General features: G+C 53.4%; 16 protein-coding genes. 7 read left to right on the top strand and 9 right to left on the bottom strand.

Annotated features, from left to right (window positions below):
• Positions 1-107: 107 nt before the first annotated feature.
• The 3 genes from ACT3T6_RS06240 to ACT3T6_RS06230 all read right to left on the bottom strand — a co-directional run bounded on the left by ACT3T6_RS06240 (position 108) and on the right by ACT3T6_RS06230 (position 2,035).
• Positions 108-464, bottom strand: coding sequence for a hypothetical protein (locus ACT3T6_RS06240; protein ID WP_087110291.1), 357 nt, complete (start codon positions 462-464; stop codon positions 108-110).
• Positions 464-736 (bottom strand): HU family DNA-binding protein, encoded by a 273-nt coding sequence (locus tag ACT3T6_RS06235; RefSeq protein WP_018918476.1) that lies wholly within the window; start codon positions 734-736, stop codon positions 464-466. The genes ACT3T6_RS06240 and ACT3T6_RS06235 overlap by 1 nt, the downstream gene beginning before the upstream one ends.
• A gap of 105 nt (positions 737-841) precedes the next feature.
• Positions 842-2,035 (bottom strand): NAD(P)/FAD-dependent oxidoreductase, encoded by a 1,194-nt coding sequence (locus ACT3T6_RS06230; protein ID WP_192526812.1) that lies wholly within the window; start codon positions 2,033-2,035, stop codon positions 842-844.
• Between the two features lie 85 nt (positions 2,036-2,120).
• Between ACT3T6_RS06230 and ACT3T6_RS06225 the strand changes: the two genes are divergently transcribed.
• The 6 genes from ACT3T6_RS06225 to ACT3T6_RS06200 all read left to right on the top strand — a co-directional run bounded on the left by ACT3T6_RS06225 (position 2,121) and on the right by ACT3T6_RS06200 (position 7,419).
• Positions 2,121-2,684, top strand: a complete 564-nt coding sequence (locus ACT3T6_RS06225) for a chorismate--pyruvate lyase family protein (RefSeq protein WP_192526813.1) — start codon at positions 2,121-2,123, stop codon at positions 2,682-2,684.
• Positions 2,685-2,719: 35 nt separating this feature from the next.
• On the top strand, positions 2,720-3,616 hold the full coding sequence (gene ubiA, locus ACT3T6_RS06220; RefSeq protein ID WP_192526814.1) for a 4-hydroxybenzoate octaprenyltransferase: 897 nt from the start codon (positions 2,720-2,722) through the stop codon (positions 3,614-3,616).
• A 129-nt stretch (positions 3,617-3,745) separates the two neighbouring features.
• Entirely contained in the window at positions 3,746-4,435 is a 690-nt protein-coding gene (gene phoB, locus ACT3T6_RS06215; protein ID WP_087110299.1) for a phosphate regulon transcriptional regulator PhoB, read from the top strand.
• A 2-nt stretch (positions 4,436-4,437) separates the two neighbouring features.
• Positions 4,438-5,733: a phosphate regulon sensor histidine kinase PhoR gene (gene phoR, locus ACT3T6_RS06210; RefSeq protein WP_192526815.1), complete on the top strand. Its 1,296-nt coding sequence runs from the start codon at positions 4,438-4,440 to the stop codon at positions 5,731-5,733.
• Positions 5,734-6,038: 305 nt separating this feature from the next.
• Positions 6,039-6,419: a hypothetical protein gene (locus ACT3T6_RS06205; protein ID WP_192526816.1), complete on the top strand. Its 381-nt coding sequence runs from the start codon at positions 6,039-6,041 to the stop codon at positions 6,417-6,419.
• Between the two features lie 667 nt (positions 6,420-7,086).
• The gene (locus tag ACT3T6_RS06200) at positions 7,087-7,419 is read left to right on the top strand and encodes a hypothetical protein (RefSeq protein ID WP_192526817.1); all 333 of its coding nucleotides are present in this window, start codon (positions 7,087-7,089) and stop codon (positions 7,417-7,419) included.
• An 82-nt stretch (positions 7,420-7,501) separates the two neighbouring features.
• Here the strand turns inward: ACT3T6_RS06200 and cysZ are convergent, their stop codons facing one another.
• The 6 genes from cysZ to ACT3T6_RS06170 form a co-directional block, all read right to left on the bottom strand.
• On the bottom strand, positions 7,502-8,242 hold the full coding sequence (cysZ, locus tag ACT3T6_RS06195; protein WP_172116799.1) for a sulfate transporter CysZ: 741 nt from the start codon (positions 8,240-8,242) through the stop codon (positions 7,502-7,504).
• 76 nt (positions 8,243-8,318) lie between these two features.
• Positions 8,319-9,044 (bottom strand): phosphate signaling complex protein PhoU, encoded by a 726-nt coding sequence (gene phoU / locus ACT3T6_RS06190; protein ID WP_192526818.1) that lies wholly within the window; start codon positions 9,042-9,044, stop codon positions 8,319-8,321.
• Positions 9,045-9,088: 44 nt separating this feature from the next.
• Positions 9,089-9,904 carry a phosphate ABC transporter ATP-binding protein PstB gene (gene pstB / locus ACT3T6_RS06185; RefSeq protein WP_192526819.1) on the bottom strand — a complete coding sequence of 272 codons (816 nt, stop codon included), beginning with the start codon at positions 9,902-9,904 and terminating at the stop codon, positions 9,089-9,091.
• Positions 9,898-11,307 (bottom strand): phosphate ABC transporter permease PstA, encoded by a 1,410-nt coding sequence (pstA, locus tag ACT3T6_RS06180; protein ID WP_193054064.1) that lies wholly within the window; start codon positions 11,305-11,307, stop codon positions 9,898-9,900. The genes pstB and pstA overlap by 7 nt, the downstream gene beginning before the upstream one ends.
• Entirely contained in the window at positions 11,307-12,422 is a 1,116-nt protein-coding gene (locus tag ACT3T6_RS06175; RefSeq protein ID WP_193054063.1) for an ABC transporter permease subunit, read from the bottom strand. The genes pstA and ACT3T6_RS06175 overlap by 1 nt, the downstream gene beginning before the upstream one ends.
• A gap of 98 nt (positions 12,423-12,520) precedes the next feature.
• Positions 12,521-13,471 carry a PstS family phosphate ABC transporter substrate-binding protein gene (locus ACT3T6_RS06170; protein WP_412767871.1) on the bottom strand — a complete coding sequence of 317 codons (951 nt, stop codon included), beginning with the start codon at positions 13,469-13,471 and terminating at the stop codon, positions 12,521-12,523.
• An 83-nt stretch (positions 13,472-13,554) separates the two neighbouring features.
• Between ACT3T6_RS06170 and ACT3T6_RS06165 the strand changes: the two genes are divergently transcribed.
• Entirely contained in the window at positions 13,555-13,968 is a 414-nt protein-coding gene (locus ACT3T6_RS06165) for an acyl-CoA thioesterase (RefSeq protein WP_087110319.1), read from the top strand.
• Positions 13,969-14,032: the final 64 nt, after the last annotated feature.

Raw genomic sequence — 14,032 nt, 5'->3', positions numbered from 1 at the left:
AAATGTGTTTAAAAAGCGCTGTGCAAACATTATGGCGGGAGAAAGGCAGGTGAAACGAGTAGGAACCCGCCACCTATGGGTGGCGGGTAGAACCGCTGGAAGAAGCGTTATAAATACTTCAGCAGTTTTTGCAGCTTGTTCATATCGGTGGAGTCACCGACAAGGCGTACCTCGCCGTTGAGCATTCCATCGAGGAAAGCTTGCTGCGTTGGCTTTCTAAGGATACGTAATGCGGCTTCCTGATCGCGAAAGCGCAATTCAAGATCCAAATCGACTGGCAGGCCTTTACCAGAAGAGATCCCTTTGGGGGCCATCCGGTAGTAGCGAGCAATGCTCAAGTCTTCTGTAGCAATGCCCCAGTCCAAGTGACGCATCCTTTCAAGCTGCTCACGAAAGCGCGGCTTGCGGCGCAGGGCACGTTTGAGCATTAGGCTCAATAGCCACAGCGTCAGCTTGAGTTTCATTAGGAAACGGCGTCCTTAAGCGCTTTACCCGGCTTAAAGGCAACATTTTTGCTAGCCGGAATTTGTAAAGGCGCACCCGTTTGCGGGTTTTTGCCGGTACGCGCTGCACGCTCACGTACGGTAAAGGTACCAAAACCAATCAATGCCACATCTTCGCCTTTCGCAACGCTGTTGGTGATTTCATCCAGAATAACATTCAGGACCTGGCCTGCTTTGTCCTTGGATAAGTCGGCACTCTCAGCGATGGCAGCGGCGAGTTCAGGTTTGCGCATAGGAAGTTCCCCTCATTAACGTTAAGCGTAAAGCATAGCGGTGTTGTTAAAAGTGCTCACTAGACTGGGCTAGCTTATCCAGCCTAGACGTGAGCGCGATAAAAATCAGCCCAGCAGTGCGGGAGCTGCCCGGGAAAGCTCCACTTTCCGTCTCACGCAGCCGCCTGTCAACGCAAAACCGACTAAATTCCCGTCTTTATCTTCGGCAAGCGCCGTCATATCACCCCCTTCGCCCTCAATTCGCCAGTGTTCGAGTATCGCCGAAGGCGGATAGGCCACTACGGGCAATAGCGGCGTTTTCACAATGATGGGCCAGGCGCCAAAGCTGACCTGCGTTGGTGAGCCGGTAAGCGTTGCCGAGAGTGCTTTGGCACTGGCTTGTAATGGCTGGACGTACATGGCATTGATGCCTTCTATGCAAGCAACATCGCCCAAGGCATAAATATGCGGGTGCGAAGTGCGCAAATATCGGTCTACCTGAATACCTTGTGGTGAAACGGCAAGCCCAGCGGCCTTTGCCAGCGCGGTTCTTGGCGTAAGGCCGGTTGCCAGTAAAATAACATCGGCGTTGACGATGTCATCGTTGCTAAGCGTTAGACGAACAGTGCTGTCATTATTCGGGGCTAACTCTTTAATCGTGCGGTGAAGCGCAAGCTTTATGCCGGCTTCCTGAAAGGCATCACTCAGCGCAAACCCCAGCGGTTCTGGTAATAGCTTGGGTAACGGCGTGGCCTCTGGAGCAATCAGGGTGACTTGATGGCCACCTGCATGCAGGTCGTTGGCAAATTCACAGCCGACTAATCCTGCGCCGATAACGGCAATGCGCGTGGGGCGCTCACTCAGCGCGTGATGAAGCAGACGATAGTCGTCGAGATCGTTAATGGTAAAGCAGTAGCGAGCAACGCTTTCTGGAATGTCAAAAGGCACCCGGGATTCAGCACCGATCGCCAGCACCAGTGTATCGTAGGCAAGTGTTTGTCCGTCGCTAAGCTGTACAGTGTGCGTGTCTGTTGTCACGTGCTCTACTGACGTATGGGTAAGCACATGGGCATCCAATTCATCGGCCAGTGCCGTGGCTGAATGCCTGGCCAACTGATTGGGCGAGAGGCGTTTTGCAAAGCCGGTAGATAACAGCGGCTTGCTGTAGTCCTCGCCGCTGTCTGCGCTCACCAAAATAATCGAGCGCTTATCGCCTTGGCGACGTAGCGCACGGGCAAGCCCAATGCCTGCCATGCCGGTACCAATGATGATCAACTCAGCGTGGCCAGTCGGGTTGCTAACCGGATGTGATGCAGGCATGCCATCCCCAAATAATCGGTGTCGTAAAAGCTTTTAAGACCACCATGTTACACTAGCTTCTCTGTTTTTTGCCCAGGAGTATCTGGTGGTGACGTTCTCTTTTCGGCAAGCGTATGCCTTTCCTGTTTGGCAGCCCGTGGCTGCGTTACGCCCCGCCATGAGCGCTGCCTGGTGGAAGTGGGTTGCGTCTACGGATTCGCTAACGGCTCGCTTACAAGCGGCAGGCGCAGGGCAACCATTCCGTGTTCGCCTGCTGCGCCAAGGCGCCGGCGTGCCTCTGCATGATGAAGCGCAGGCGTTGGGGATTGAGCTTCGTCGCTATGCCTGGTTAAGGGAGGTCGCCCTGTGCGTGGGTGATAACCCTTGGGTGGTCGCACGTTCGGTTGCCCCCTTAACACAGCTAAAAGGCCAGCGATTGGAGCAACTTGGTGAGCGCTCGCTGGGCAGTTGGCTGTTTCGCCAGCCAGATTTAGTACGCGGCCCTCTTGAAGCTACGAGCGGTGCGCCACGCTTTGCCTTCCCTCAGGTTGCTGGCGTGAAAAGTCGTTGGGGGCGGCGCTCAGTGTTTCAACATGGTGGGTTATCGCTACTTGTACAAGAGTACTTTTTATCCACCATGGCAGATGACCTTCGTTTGTCTTCGCGGTAGGCTTGCTCGGCATCTCTTCTTTACGTGAGGTAGGCATGGATCGTTCTTTGTTGCGGCCAGTCGGATGGGCGCGAGTCGCTGATTTTTTACACTTAATGCGCCTGGACCGCCCCATTGGTACCTGGCTATTGATGTGGCCTACCTTATGGGCGCTTTGGGTGGCTACAAACGGGGTGCCTGGTCGCAACGTGCTGCTTATTTTTGTGGCAGGTGTTTATGTTATGCGCGCTGCTGGCTGCGTTGTGAATGATTACGCTGACCGCCATGTTGATGGCCACGTTAAGCGCACGAAACATCGTCCACTGGCGACGGGGCGAATCAGTGAAACCGAAGCCAAACTGCTGTTTATTGGGCTGGTCACTGTTGCGTTTGTGTTAGTGCTGCTGACCAACTGGTTTACGGTGCTGCTGTCGATTGGTGGCGTGGTCCTGGCGTTTATCTACCCCTTTATGAAGCGTTACACCCATCTTCCTCAGGTGGTGCTGGGGGCGGCTTTTTCGTGGGCAATCCCCATGGCGTTTGGGGCGGTGCTGGGATATGTACCTGTGGAAGCCTGGTTGCTGTTTTTTGCGAACGTACTGTGGACGGTTGCTTACGATACCCAATACGCCATGGTCGACCGTGACGATGACCTAAAAATTGGTATTAAATCAACGGCGGTGCTGTTTGGCAGTGCAGACCGCTTGATGATTGGATTACTGCAACTGGCGACGTTGGTGCTGTTAGCCTTTGTGGGTGTTCGTGTGGGGCTGGGTGGTTTTTTCTGGCTGGGCCTTGCCGGTATGGCGGCCACCTTTATTCATCAACAGCGCCTGATTCGGCATCGTGAACGCGACCCGTGTTTTCAGGCTTTTTTGAATAACTACTGGTCAGGGCTGCTGGTTTTTGCCGGCATTGCGCTAAGTTGGTGGCCAGTGGCCGGGCCGCTCTAGCAAAGCGTGATTAGGCCTGTCATTCGTTCTTGTTATTGGCTATTGTCATATAAGTGTCATCAAGTCATGGTGTTATTGTCACTGAGATGTCATTGAATTACCTTTCATTGAGCACCGTGAGGCCCTGGAATGACCGCCAAGACCGTTTTGATTGTCGATGATGAAGCACCTATTCGCGAAATGATCGCAGTGGCGCTGGAAATGGCTGACTATCGCGTGCTTGAAGCGGATAACGCCCAGGATGCCCACGCGTTAGTCGTTGACCATCAGCCTGACTTACTGCTTCTGGATTGGATGATGCCAGGCACCAGTGGTATTGAGTTGGCGCGACGCCTTAAGCGTGAAGAAGCAACCGCCGAAATGCCGATTATTATGCTCACCGCCAAGGGTGAGGAAGACAATAAGATTCAAGGCCTTGAGGCGGGCGCGGACGACTATATCACCAAACCCTTCTCGCCCCGTGAGTTGGTCGCGCGCTTGAAAGCCGTATTGCGACGCACCACCCCACGTGGCGTAGAAGACCCCATCGAAATTAACGGCCTTCTACTCGACCCCGTCAGCCACCGTGTTAGTGCGCATGGCAAGGCGCTGGAAATGGGGCCCACTGAATATCGCCTGCTGCAGTTCTTTATGACCCACCAGGAGCGAGCCTATACACGCAGCCAACTGCTGGACCAGGTATGGGGCGGCAATGTGTATGTTGAAGAACGCACAGTGGATGTACATATTCGGCGCTTGCGTAAGGCGTTAGGCGATGTGCACCAAAACCTGATTCAGACGGTACGGGGTACCGGTTATCGTTTCTCAGCCCGGGTGTAACTGTGCGCCTATGGAGCCGTGAGCTTTGGCGTATTGCCTGGTTAGCGACCATAGGTGTTTGCCTGGGGTGGCTATTAGGTTCAGCGGGCCTTGGTTTGGCAACCGGGTTGGCCGTTTGCCTTTTTTACCATTTACGCCAACTGCGCGTCCTCTTTCAATGGTTAACCCTTAATCCTCATAACGAGCCCCCGGCTGCGGGTGGCATGTGGGGGGATTTGCTTGATCGTCTTTACCGCTACCAAAAAAGCCAGCGCATTACACAAGGTCGATTGCGGTCTACGCTTGCGCGTATCCAGGAATCCTCAGAGGCCATGCGCGACAGCGTGGTAATGCTCGACCGCCACGGTGATTTGGAGTGGTGGAACAGTGCAGCGACGGATATGCTGGGCCTACAAACCGCGCACGATCGTGGCCAGCACATTACCAATTTGTTGCGTGACCCACGCTTTATCAGCTACTTCAACGCCCGCGATTACAGCGAACCGCTTACGCTGACCTCACCCATTGATGAGCGCAGCATTCTGCAATACCAAATTACCTTGTATGGCGACGATGAGCGCCTGGTGATGGCGCGGGATATCACTCGTTTGCACCGCCTTGAGCAGATGCGCAGAGACTTCGTGGCCAACGTCTCCCATGAGCTGCGTACGCCGCTTACTGTTCTTTCTGGCTACCTCGAAACCTATGGTGACTTGGCTGAGCAGCTTCCGCCTCGCTTGGGCAGGGGGATCGAGCAAATGCAGGACCAGACGCAGCGCATGCAAAATCTGGTTAACGACCTGCTGCTTTTGTCACGCTTGGAAATTGATCAAGGCGGGCAAGACCATCAGGCGCTGTCGGTTGAGCAATTGCTTAATAGCGTCTGCCAGGATGCATTGGCGCTATCGCACCGTAAGCATGTTGTCCGTGTTGCTATTGAAAGTGACGCCCAGCTCATAGGGAGCGAGCAGGAAATACGTAGCGCCATTTCTAACCTGGCTTTCAATGCGGTGCGATATACCCCAGAGGGTAGCCAAATTATACTGCGCTGGGCGCCCATGGAAGATGGAAGCGGATGTATAGAAGTAGAAGATGATGGAGAGGGCATCGATCCTGTCCACCTCCCCAGGCTAACGGAGCGCTTTTATCGGGTTGATAAAGGCCGGAGTACCGCGACAGGCGGTACTGGGCTTGGTCTTGCCATCGTTAAGCATATCCTGCTGCGCCATGATGCTCAGCTTCAGGTTGAATCGCACCCTGGCGAAGGTTCGCTATTTCGCTGTACTTTCCCCGCCACTCGGCTGGCTGCTACCTCCTAGCCTCCTTCCTGGTCTTCTGTATAACCTTTATCCAAGCGTGCCATATGGACAAGTCATCTATGGTTCAAGTCTGCTCATGTGTCATTTTTAGTCAGTTATGGTGGTCCCTTATACACGATCAGCGAGCATGATTGGCACGCGGTATTTGTTTTAAGTTGTTTATTAATAAGAAATATTTTTTTATTTTTGTTTTTTGGCATCACATCTGCATTAAGCTGGGCAAGGAAGATTACCGCAGGAAATGGTACGCCAGGAAGGCACTTCCTTAAGGTAAGCGGTATCAACAGCGATCGAGGAGAAGGAACATGATGTCCAAGGAACTACTCAAGAAAGCTGGGATTTTAGGTGTAACATTCGGTTTACTGGCAAGCCCCTTCGCTTTTGCCCAAGAGCCAGTAGATCCGAGCCATGATATTACTGCTGATGAAGAACCCGTGCAGCCGCAATCATCTGGTACAGGAGCAGGTGGTGATGCATCTACCTATGATGCAGACGAGCTCTCAGATATGAACGGTGAAAGCGCAGGCGATACTACTCGCCCCGGTGCAGGTTCTTCTCAACATGAAACTCATAATGAGTCGATGGATGGTGGTCCAACGGGCGTAACAGGTGGCGGCGATACGTCATTTGAGCCGAGCGACCTGCCTGAGCAAAATAGCTCTGTGACCACTGGTCAAGATCAGTGACCAGCGGTTTAAACACTCAGCGCTAAAAATTTGTACTACAGTTTAGGAACGAGCACGGGATAAGGATGTCCCATCGCATGGATGCTCACCGATTCATGGATTGAATCAAGCGACAATCAGAGCGTTAGTCAGGGTAAATTCCAAGGTTGGAGTCCCGCAAAAGGAGTGGAAGCTAGCGCTAGTTATTGTCCATAGATGCGAGGTTAGGGCCCTGCCATGGCAGGGCCTAATCTTGTTATGTAGCCTTTGATGAGCAGTCGTGTTTGGCTGGTTTTAAAACTGAACCCCCCCTATCTACGTTTTTTTAACATTACACCCGCTCATAATAGTTTTTTTCACGATTCTCTTGTCCCACGGCGTGATGACCCCTTTCATGCTTTTTAAACGCAAAGGTTGATAACGAGCTTTTTAGCTTGTTCACCATGGTGCTGTGCCAACACTAAAAAAATGTTAGCTTGTTATTTACTTGGATAGCTTTATTTGTGTGGTCGTGTTTAAAAATATTTTTAATCATTCAGCATTTCACGAATTTGGGACGTTTGGGCACTTGGACCATAATCTTGCAGTCAAAGACACTGATCGCTTCTCACCCTTCAGTGCAATGGTATTTACGTTAGTGTGATAATAGCCAAGACAGGTGAGCGGCACCCCACATCAGGAGAGCGTTATGTCATTTAAAGCAGTTTTAAAAACGGCAGGTGTTTTAGGTATTTCTATCGGTTTGATTGCAAGCCCGCTAGCTTTTGCCCAAAGCTCTATTGAGCGTACTAAAGATCGTGCAGTCGGCAGCGATGTCATCGACATGCCGCAATCCACTAGCACGTCTAGTCCTCACTACTCACCCAGTGAGCTTAACCATAGTCAGCGTGATCATATGAACGGCAACTATGCACCGTCAAGCCAGCGGCAGCGGGATCAGGATGGCACCCAGCGTCGTAACACCCATTCGTTCGAATCGACCGAGTTAAATCACAAAGAAGGCGATAGCCTGGACTGGTAAACCACTACTGAAAGCATTAAAAAACCCGTTAAAGCGGGGTTTCGCGTCTAAAAGCGTAGAAAAAAGCATGGCTTTTCAGGTGTTATGAGGGCCGCTGGATCGTAAGCTCATTTGCCGTACGATAATATTGGTCCCACATGAGTACGGCTCCCGCTACGGCCCCCGGAATCAGAAAAAGATTGGCAAGCGGTATCCAGGTAACCAGAGTCACGAGCCCGCCGTAGCTGAGGCTTTGCCACCAGCGCCTGGAAAGCCGTTGACGCATATCCTTGAACGAGACTTTATTATTATCCATAGGATAGTCCAGATAGGTAATGGCCATTACCCATGCGGAGAACAGCCCCCATAGAATCGGCGCAAAGAGGTTGAGCCCTGGAATCCAGCTGATGATAAAGAGGGCAATGGCGCGTGGGGCGATATACGCGAGTTTGACCAGCTCTCGGCCTAGCGCATCAAGCGCCGTTTTGGTCAGCCCGCGATCATCCAGCGGTATACGGCCTGTTTCTTGAATTTCCACTTTAGCCGCTAAAAAGCCGTAAAACGGCGCCGCAATAAAGCTTGTTATCAGGGTAAAGGTGAAAAATACAATGACAATAAGGCTAACCACAAACAGCGGCCAGATCAGCCAGGAGAGCCAATCCAGCCAAGCAGGCACTAATGTCATCCAGTGATCAATCCAGCCCGAAAAGCGCGTAATCACAAAGCTGAACATGGCGGCATAAACAATAATATTGACGAGGATAGGAAGAAAAATATAACGCCGCAGGCCTTTTTGATAGACCAGCCGCGTACCTCGGCTAAGCGCTGTTATTGCATCCAACATTCAAGCAGTCCTCATCAATACAAACGTCCAGGCGGGTGTCCGCCCAGACGTATTGCAAGAGGAAATGCCTCATGGGTCAAGGCTTTTTCGTTACCCTCTGGTCGACGGTATCCAGGTCGCTATGTCGAATATCGAGCCCCTTCACGAGATACACAACGTACTCCGCCAGGTTGTCGGCATGGTCGCCGACGCGTTCCAACGCGCGCAGCACCCACATAATGCTGAGTATTGAACTAATTGAGCGCGAATCCTCCATCATGAAGGTCATCAATGAGCGCATGGCACTGCCGTACTCATCATCGACCGACTCATCTTCACGCACTACCTTCATCGCCAAGTCGGTATCGAAACGGGCAAAGGCTGTCAGCGCATCGCGCAGCATTTTACGTACATGTTCACTGATATGGCGAACTTCAATTAAGCCACGAACCGTGCTGTTGTTTTCGCTGATCAGGATTGCATTACGCGCAATCTTGCTGGCTTCATCGCCGATACGCTCAAGATCTGAAGTGGCGCGAATAACGGCAAGCACCAGGCGTAAGTCTGATGCTGCAGGCTGGCGGCGTGCCAATACACGGGTGCACTCTTCATCAATTTGCAGCTGAAGGTCGTTCACTTGCTGGTCGTTATCGCGCACTTTTTCAGCCAAGCGGGTATCGTTTTCCAGTAGGGCGAATACGGCATCCTGAACCTGTTTTTCCACCAGGCCGCCCATGGCCATCAGGTGGGTTTTTAGCTCTTCCAGCTCCTGGTTGAACTGGCGCGAGATATGCTGGCTGTGGGTATCGCTCGTAATATCCATTGAGCACTCCTGATGTTGGGTGAGTTAGGCCTGATGATTGACGACTACGTCATGCGGCCGGTGATGTAGTTTTCGGTGCGCTGTAAACGCGGATTAGTGAAGACCTGGTCGGTAGGGCCGTACTCAACCAGCTCTCCGTTGTGTAGAAAGGCCGTATAATCGGAGACCCGTGCGGCTTGCTGCATATTGTGGGTGACAAGGATAAGGGTTAGCTGTGATTTAAGGTTACGAATCAGCTCCTCAATCTTCAGCGTTGAAATTGGATCAAGCGCTGATGCCGGCTCATCCAGTAGTAGCACATCCGGTTGAACGGCTAGCGTTCGAGCGATGACCAAGCGCTGCTGCTGACCACCTGATAGCTGCCACGCCGAACGATGCAGGCGGTCTTTTACCTCATCCCATAGGGCTGCTGAGGTCAGCGCCCACTCGATAATGTCATCGCGTTGCCGCTTGGGTAGGCGATGCTGTAAACGCAAGCCAAAAGCGACGTTTTCATAGATCGACATGGGAAACGGATTGGGCGTTTGAAACACCATACCTACCCGGCGGCGTAGCTCGGTCACGTTCATCTGCGCGGCGTAAATATCTTGCCCTTCAAGCTGAATATGCCCACTGTGCTCCACGCTCTCGTTAAGGTCATGTAACCGGTTAATGGCACGTAGCAGTGTTGACTTGCCACAGCCTGAAGGCCCAATAAAGGCCGTTACCCGGTGGCGTGGCACACTCAACGTTAAATTACGCAACGCCGATTTCCCCGCATAGGCGAGGTTAAATTGGTCGATACTCAAGGCGCAGTGCTCGGATGAAAAGTGCGTCACCGGCGCCTGTGGGGCATTGGCTATATCTAATGACGCTAGCATTCGCTTCCTCGTTGGCGCCTAAAATAATGACGCAGAAATATGGCAGTTAGGTTAAGCACCAAAATAATAACCACTAAAAGGAGCGCCGTGGCGTAAACCAGAGGCATAGCGGCCTGTACATCCTCGCCATGAAAAGCAGTATCAAATAGATGATAGCCAAGATGCATAAATTTGCGTTCCAGATGCACATAAGGAAACTCACCGTCGACCGGCATTTGCGGAGCTAACTTGGCAACTCCCACCAGCATAAGCGGAGCGACTTCGCCTGCGGCGCGGGCGATAGCGAGAATAACGCCAGTTAGCATGGCAGGAGTAGCCATGGGCAGGACAATACGCGTTAGCATTTCCAGACGGGTGGCCCCCAGCGCTACTGCCCCCTCACGCTGGGCGTCGGGAATGCGAGCAAGCCCTTCCTCGGTGGCCACAATCACGACAGGAAGCGTCAATAGCGCGAGCGTTAAAGAGGCCCATAAAAGACCGCCGGTGCCGAACGTTGGCGAAGGCAGTGTATCGCTGAAGAACCAGCTATCCAGCGTGCCACCAATGCCGTAAACGAATACGCCAAGGCCGAATACGCCGTACACAATAGAAGGCACGCCTGCCAAGTTGCGTACGCCAATGCGTACTAACCGGGTTAGTCGGTTTTGATGGGCAATTTCATTAAGATAAATAGCGGCCAGTACGCCAAAGGGGGTGACGATTACGGACATTAAGATGACCATCAGCACAGTACCGAAAATAGCCGGCCATACGCCACCGCTGGTATTGGCCGCGCGTGGTCCCTCGCTTAAAAACTGCCAAACGTTAGTGCCCCAGGTGTGCGTTTTTTGCCACCAGGACATGGCGTTAGGCGCCAGTGCTTGGCTAACGCTGTCCAAAGATTGGCGTAACGTCTCGCCCTGTGCCGTGACCAGTAGCAGTTGCCCCGGCGGGCGCTGATTAGCCGGTAGGGTAAGCGCGTTGTTTAAATAGTCCCACGCTTCGCGGCCATGCAACGATTGTTGAGCGGTTTCTACTGCGGCCAGACGACCAATAAAACTGCCCCACGGAGCACGTTCCAGGCGGATTAGGTCGTGCGGTGTTGTACGTGAGGTAATATCGTCGATATCTACCCAGTGCCAACTGACGCCGTCTACATCACGGTTACCTTTAAAATAGAGGCGCTCAACCCCGGCTTCCTGAGGTAGTGGCGTTTCGCGGATAGCTTGCCCTGCAACAACGCTACCCGAGCGTAGTGTTATTTCTTCAAGCGTGGCGGGCCAAAAATGGCCTAACCCACGAACAAGCAATAGTGTAAGTAACGCGCTTAACATTAAAAGTGACAAGGCAACACTAGCGGCGCATAGCCACGGCCATAGTTTATCGAGCCGATGCTTGGAAGCGGAGGCGAATAGGCGGCTCATTAGTAATGCCCCACTTTATGGTAGCGGCGGCGCATACGTAAGCGCACCGCTTCGGCCAGGGTGTTTACTAAAAACGTAAATAGAAACAGTACCAGCGCCGCTAGAATCAGGTGATGATAAGTAAACCCGCCGGGGGAGGCTTCTGGGAGCTCAATCGCGATGGCGGCGGCCATTGATCGCATGCCTTCAAAGGGGCTGGCGCTCAGCAGAGCGGTGTTGCCACTGGCCATTAACACAATCATGGTTTCACCTACCGCACGACCCATACCTATCATCACCGCAGAAAAGATACCCGGCCCCGCCGCTGGTAGCGCGACTTTCCATAGCGCCTGCCAGCGGCTGGCCCCGAGCGCTTGGGCGCCTTCCATCAGGGAGGGCGGGACGTCGGCAAGGGCATCTTCGGCAAGAGAGTAAATGCTGGGTATTACCGCAAACCCCATGGCGATACCTACAATCAGCGCATTGCGAGTGACGTAGTCCATGCCCCAGCGTTGTTCTAACCAGCGGCGCAGATCGCCGCCCAGAAAGAGTTGCTCCAGCAAGGGCGTCAACCACACCGCCAGTGCCACCATGCCGATAAGCCAGGGTACAAGCCATAGCCCGGCCCAGGAAAACGGCAGTCGCCGATGCCAGCGAGACGAGGCCATGTACCAGAGTACGCCCGCAAGCCCCGCGCTGATTGGTAGCCATACCAGCAGCACCAGCGTACTGGCCAGGTTTCGCTCCACCCATGGAGCAAGTACTAAACCGGCAATAAATCCCACTACCACGCCGGGCATTGCCTCCATCATCTCAAGAGTCGGCTTAATCCGGCTGCGCAAGCGTGCTGACATGAACAGCGCCGAGTACATGGCGGCGCCCAAGGCGATAGGTAGCGCGAAGAGCGTCGCCGCCAAGGCCGCTTTAAGCGTTCCCCATACCAGTGGCGAGAGCTTATCGAAGGCAAAGGTCTTATCCAATGCCAACAGCGGCAGCGTTTCCCAAAATAGAAACACGCCAATCGCCAGAATCGCGAGCAGCACCGCGATGCCCCCCGCCGCAATAAGGCCGGTGGCGACACGATTTTTAAACTGGCGTAGCGGCTGATAAGAAGCAGGAACGCGAGGTGGGATCATATCAACATCATAGGGAAGGCATGGCCGTCGCGAAGATGGGTTGCATGGTGAGTTCTCCTTACTCTAAGACACTTTTATGACAATTGGATGATAGTGAACTACCAGCGTTGCTGATTTGTGAGTTCATCATCGGGCAGCGGTACAAAACCCGCCGCACGGGCAATTTGCTGGCCTTCTTCCGATAAAATAAACGCTAAAAATGCCTGCTCGGCGGCGGGTAGTAACTCACCTGGCGGTAAATTAACGTAGAGGTAAAGATCGCGTGATAGCGGGTACTCGTTACGCTGAACAGCCTGCTCGCTGGGTGCGATTTCTTCCCCCTCCTCGGTAACAAAGCGCAGCGCATGTACCATCGGTGTCAGGTGTTTATATCCGGCATACCCCATGGCGTTGGGCGACTCACCCACGGCCGCGACAACGGCAGAAGAGCCCGGGTGCTCGCTGATGTCGGGGCGGAACTGGCCATCACACAGCACCTCGGCCTGAAACAACCCATAGGTGCCCGATGCCAGGTTACGCCCATGCAGCGCGATATTTCCATAGGGCCACTCGCGTGTGGCGGCCAATTCGCTCCAGCGTCTTATCGGCTTTTCGGCGCCGCACGCTTGGCCGGTGGAGAAAATGGCATCGGCCTGTTGGCGCGTAATGGCCCGCAAGGGGTTATGACGATGAACGACCAGAATAAGCGCATCTCTGGCCACCTTAAGCTCTAGCGGTGGATAACCGTAGCGATCGATAAACGCTTGTCGCTCTTGGTCATTCATGGGGCGTGACATGGGGCCAAGCCGTGCAGTGCCCGCCGTAAGCGCTGGCGGTACGCTGGCTGAGCCAGTAGCCTGAAACTGCACGTTAATCTCTGGATAGCGCACGGCTAGCGCCTCGCCCCAGCGCAATATGAGTCCGGCCATGGTGTCGGAGCCAATCGCACTCAGGGTGCCGCTAACCGGTTGTGGTTGCCCCCAGGCAACTGATGCGAATAGCATTAGTACCGTGGTAAGCGTAAAACGCAGGCGATTTTTTTTCCCTGACGACAAACCAATGCGCTTCAAACGTATGCCCTCGTATGATTAACTAATGCCTTATGTTGCTATGCAGCAACCACACAACAATAACCCTATTAAGCGACCGACTTATGACACTTTTAGAAACCGACCTGGATGATGCTCCGGCCCCCCAAGGCCTGCTCACACTCAAATTACTGGCTTCTCGACAGGATACCAACCTTTACGGCGATATTTCGGGCGGGTGGCTGGTTAATCACATGGATCAGGCGGCAGAACTGGCAGCCGGTCGTGAGGCCGGCGGGCGTACTGCGACAGTGGCCATCGAATCGATGGATTTCTTAAGCCCTGTGCGCGTGGGTTCCATGGTGAGTGTTTATACTCATGTACAGGAAATTGGCCGCAGCTCTCTTAAGATCGATGTCGAAGTATGGGTGCGTATCCCTCATGGGCGGCGCCTTGAAGAGCGCCAAAAAGTCACTGAGGCGCGTTTCGTCATGGTCGCTCTGGACGATAATGGTCGTATCCGTGCCGTGCATGGTTAAGGCCTGCTGACCCTTCATCAGGTTGCACAATGGTTTGCAAAAAAAGGGCGCCTGGGCGCCCTTT

It is taken from the genome of Halomonas sp. 72 (assembly GCF_052379785.1).
GTDB classification, from domain to species: domain Bacteria; phylum Pseudomonadota; class Gammaproteobacteria; order Pseudomonadales; family Halomonadaceae; genus Vreelandella; species Vreelandella citrativorans.
This window is presented reverse-complemented; position numbering and strand designations above follow the sequence as displayed.

Coding starts and splice junctions, on each gene's coding strand:
- ACT3T6_RS06200 (WP_192526817.1), top strand. CDS start 7,087: ATGTCATTTAAAGCAGTTTTAAAAACGGCAGGTGTTTTAGGTATTTCT.
- ubiA (WP_192526814.1), top strand. CDS start 2,720: ATGGATCGTTCTTTGTTGCGGCCAGTCGGATGGGCGCGAGTCGCTGAT.
- phoU (WP_192526818.1), bottom strand. CDS start 9,044: ATGGATATTACGAGCGATACCCACAGCCAGCATATCTCGCGCCAGTTC.
- ACT3T6_RS06205 (WP_192526816.1), top strand. CDS start 6,039: ATGATGTCCAAGGAACTACTCAAGAAAGCTGGGATTTTAGGTGTAACA.
- ACT3T6_RS06240 (WP_087110291.1), bottom strand. CDS start 464: ATGAAACTCAAGCTGACGCTGTGGCTATTGAGCCTAATGCTCAAACGT.
- ACT3T6_RS06235 (WP_018918476.1), bottom strand. CDS start 736: ATGCGCAAACCTGAACTCGCCGCTGCCATCGCTGAGAGTGCCGACTTA.
- pstB (WP_192526819.1), bottom strand. CDS start 9,904: ATGCTAGCGTCATTAGATATAGCCAATGCCCCACAGGCGCCGGTGACG.
- phoB (WP_087110299.1), top strand. CDS start 3,746: ATGACCGCCAAGACCGTTTTGATTGTCGATGATGAAGCACCTATTCGC.
- ACT3T6_RS06175 (WP_193054063.1), bottom strand. CDS start 12,422: ATGATCCCACCTCGCGTTCCTGCTTCTTATCAGCCGCTACGCCAGTTT.
- cysZ (WP_172116799.1), bottom strand. CDS start 8,242: ATGTTGGATGCAATAACAGCGCTTAGCCGAGGTACGCGGCTGGTCTAT.
- ACT3T6_RS06230 (WP_192526812.1), bottom strand. CDS start 2,035: ATGCCTGCATCACATCCGGTTAGCAACCCGACTGGCCACGCTGAGTTG.
- pstA (WP_193054064.1), bottom strand. CDS start 11,307: ATGAGCCGCCTATTCGCCTCCGCTTCCAAGCATCGGCTCGATAAACTA.
- ACT3T6_RS06165 (WP_087110319.1), top strand. CDS start 13,555: ATGACACTTTTAGAAACCGACCTGGATGATGCTCCGGCCCCCCAAGGC.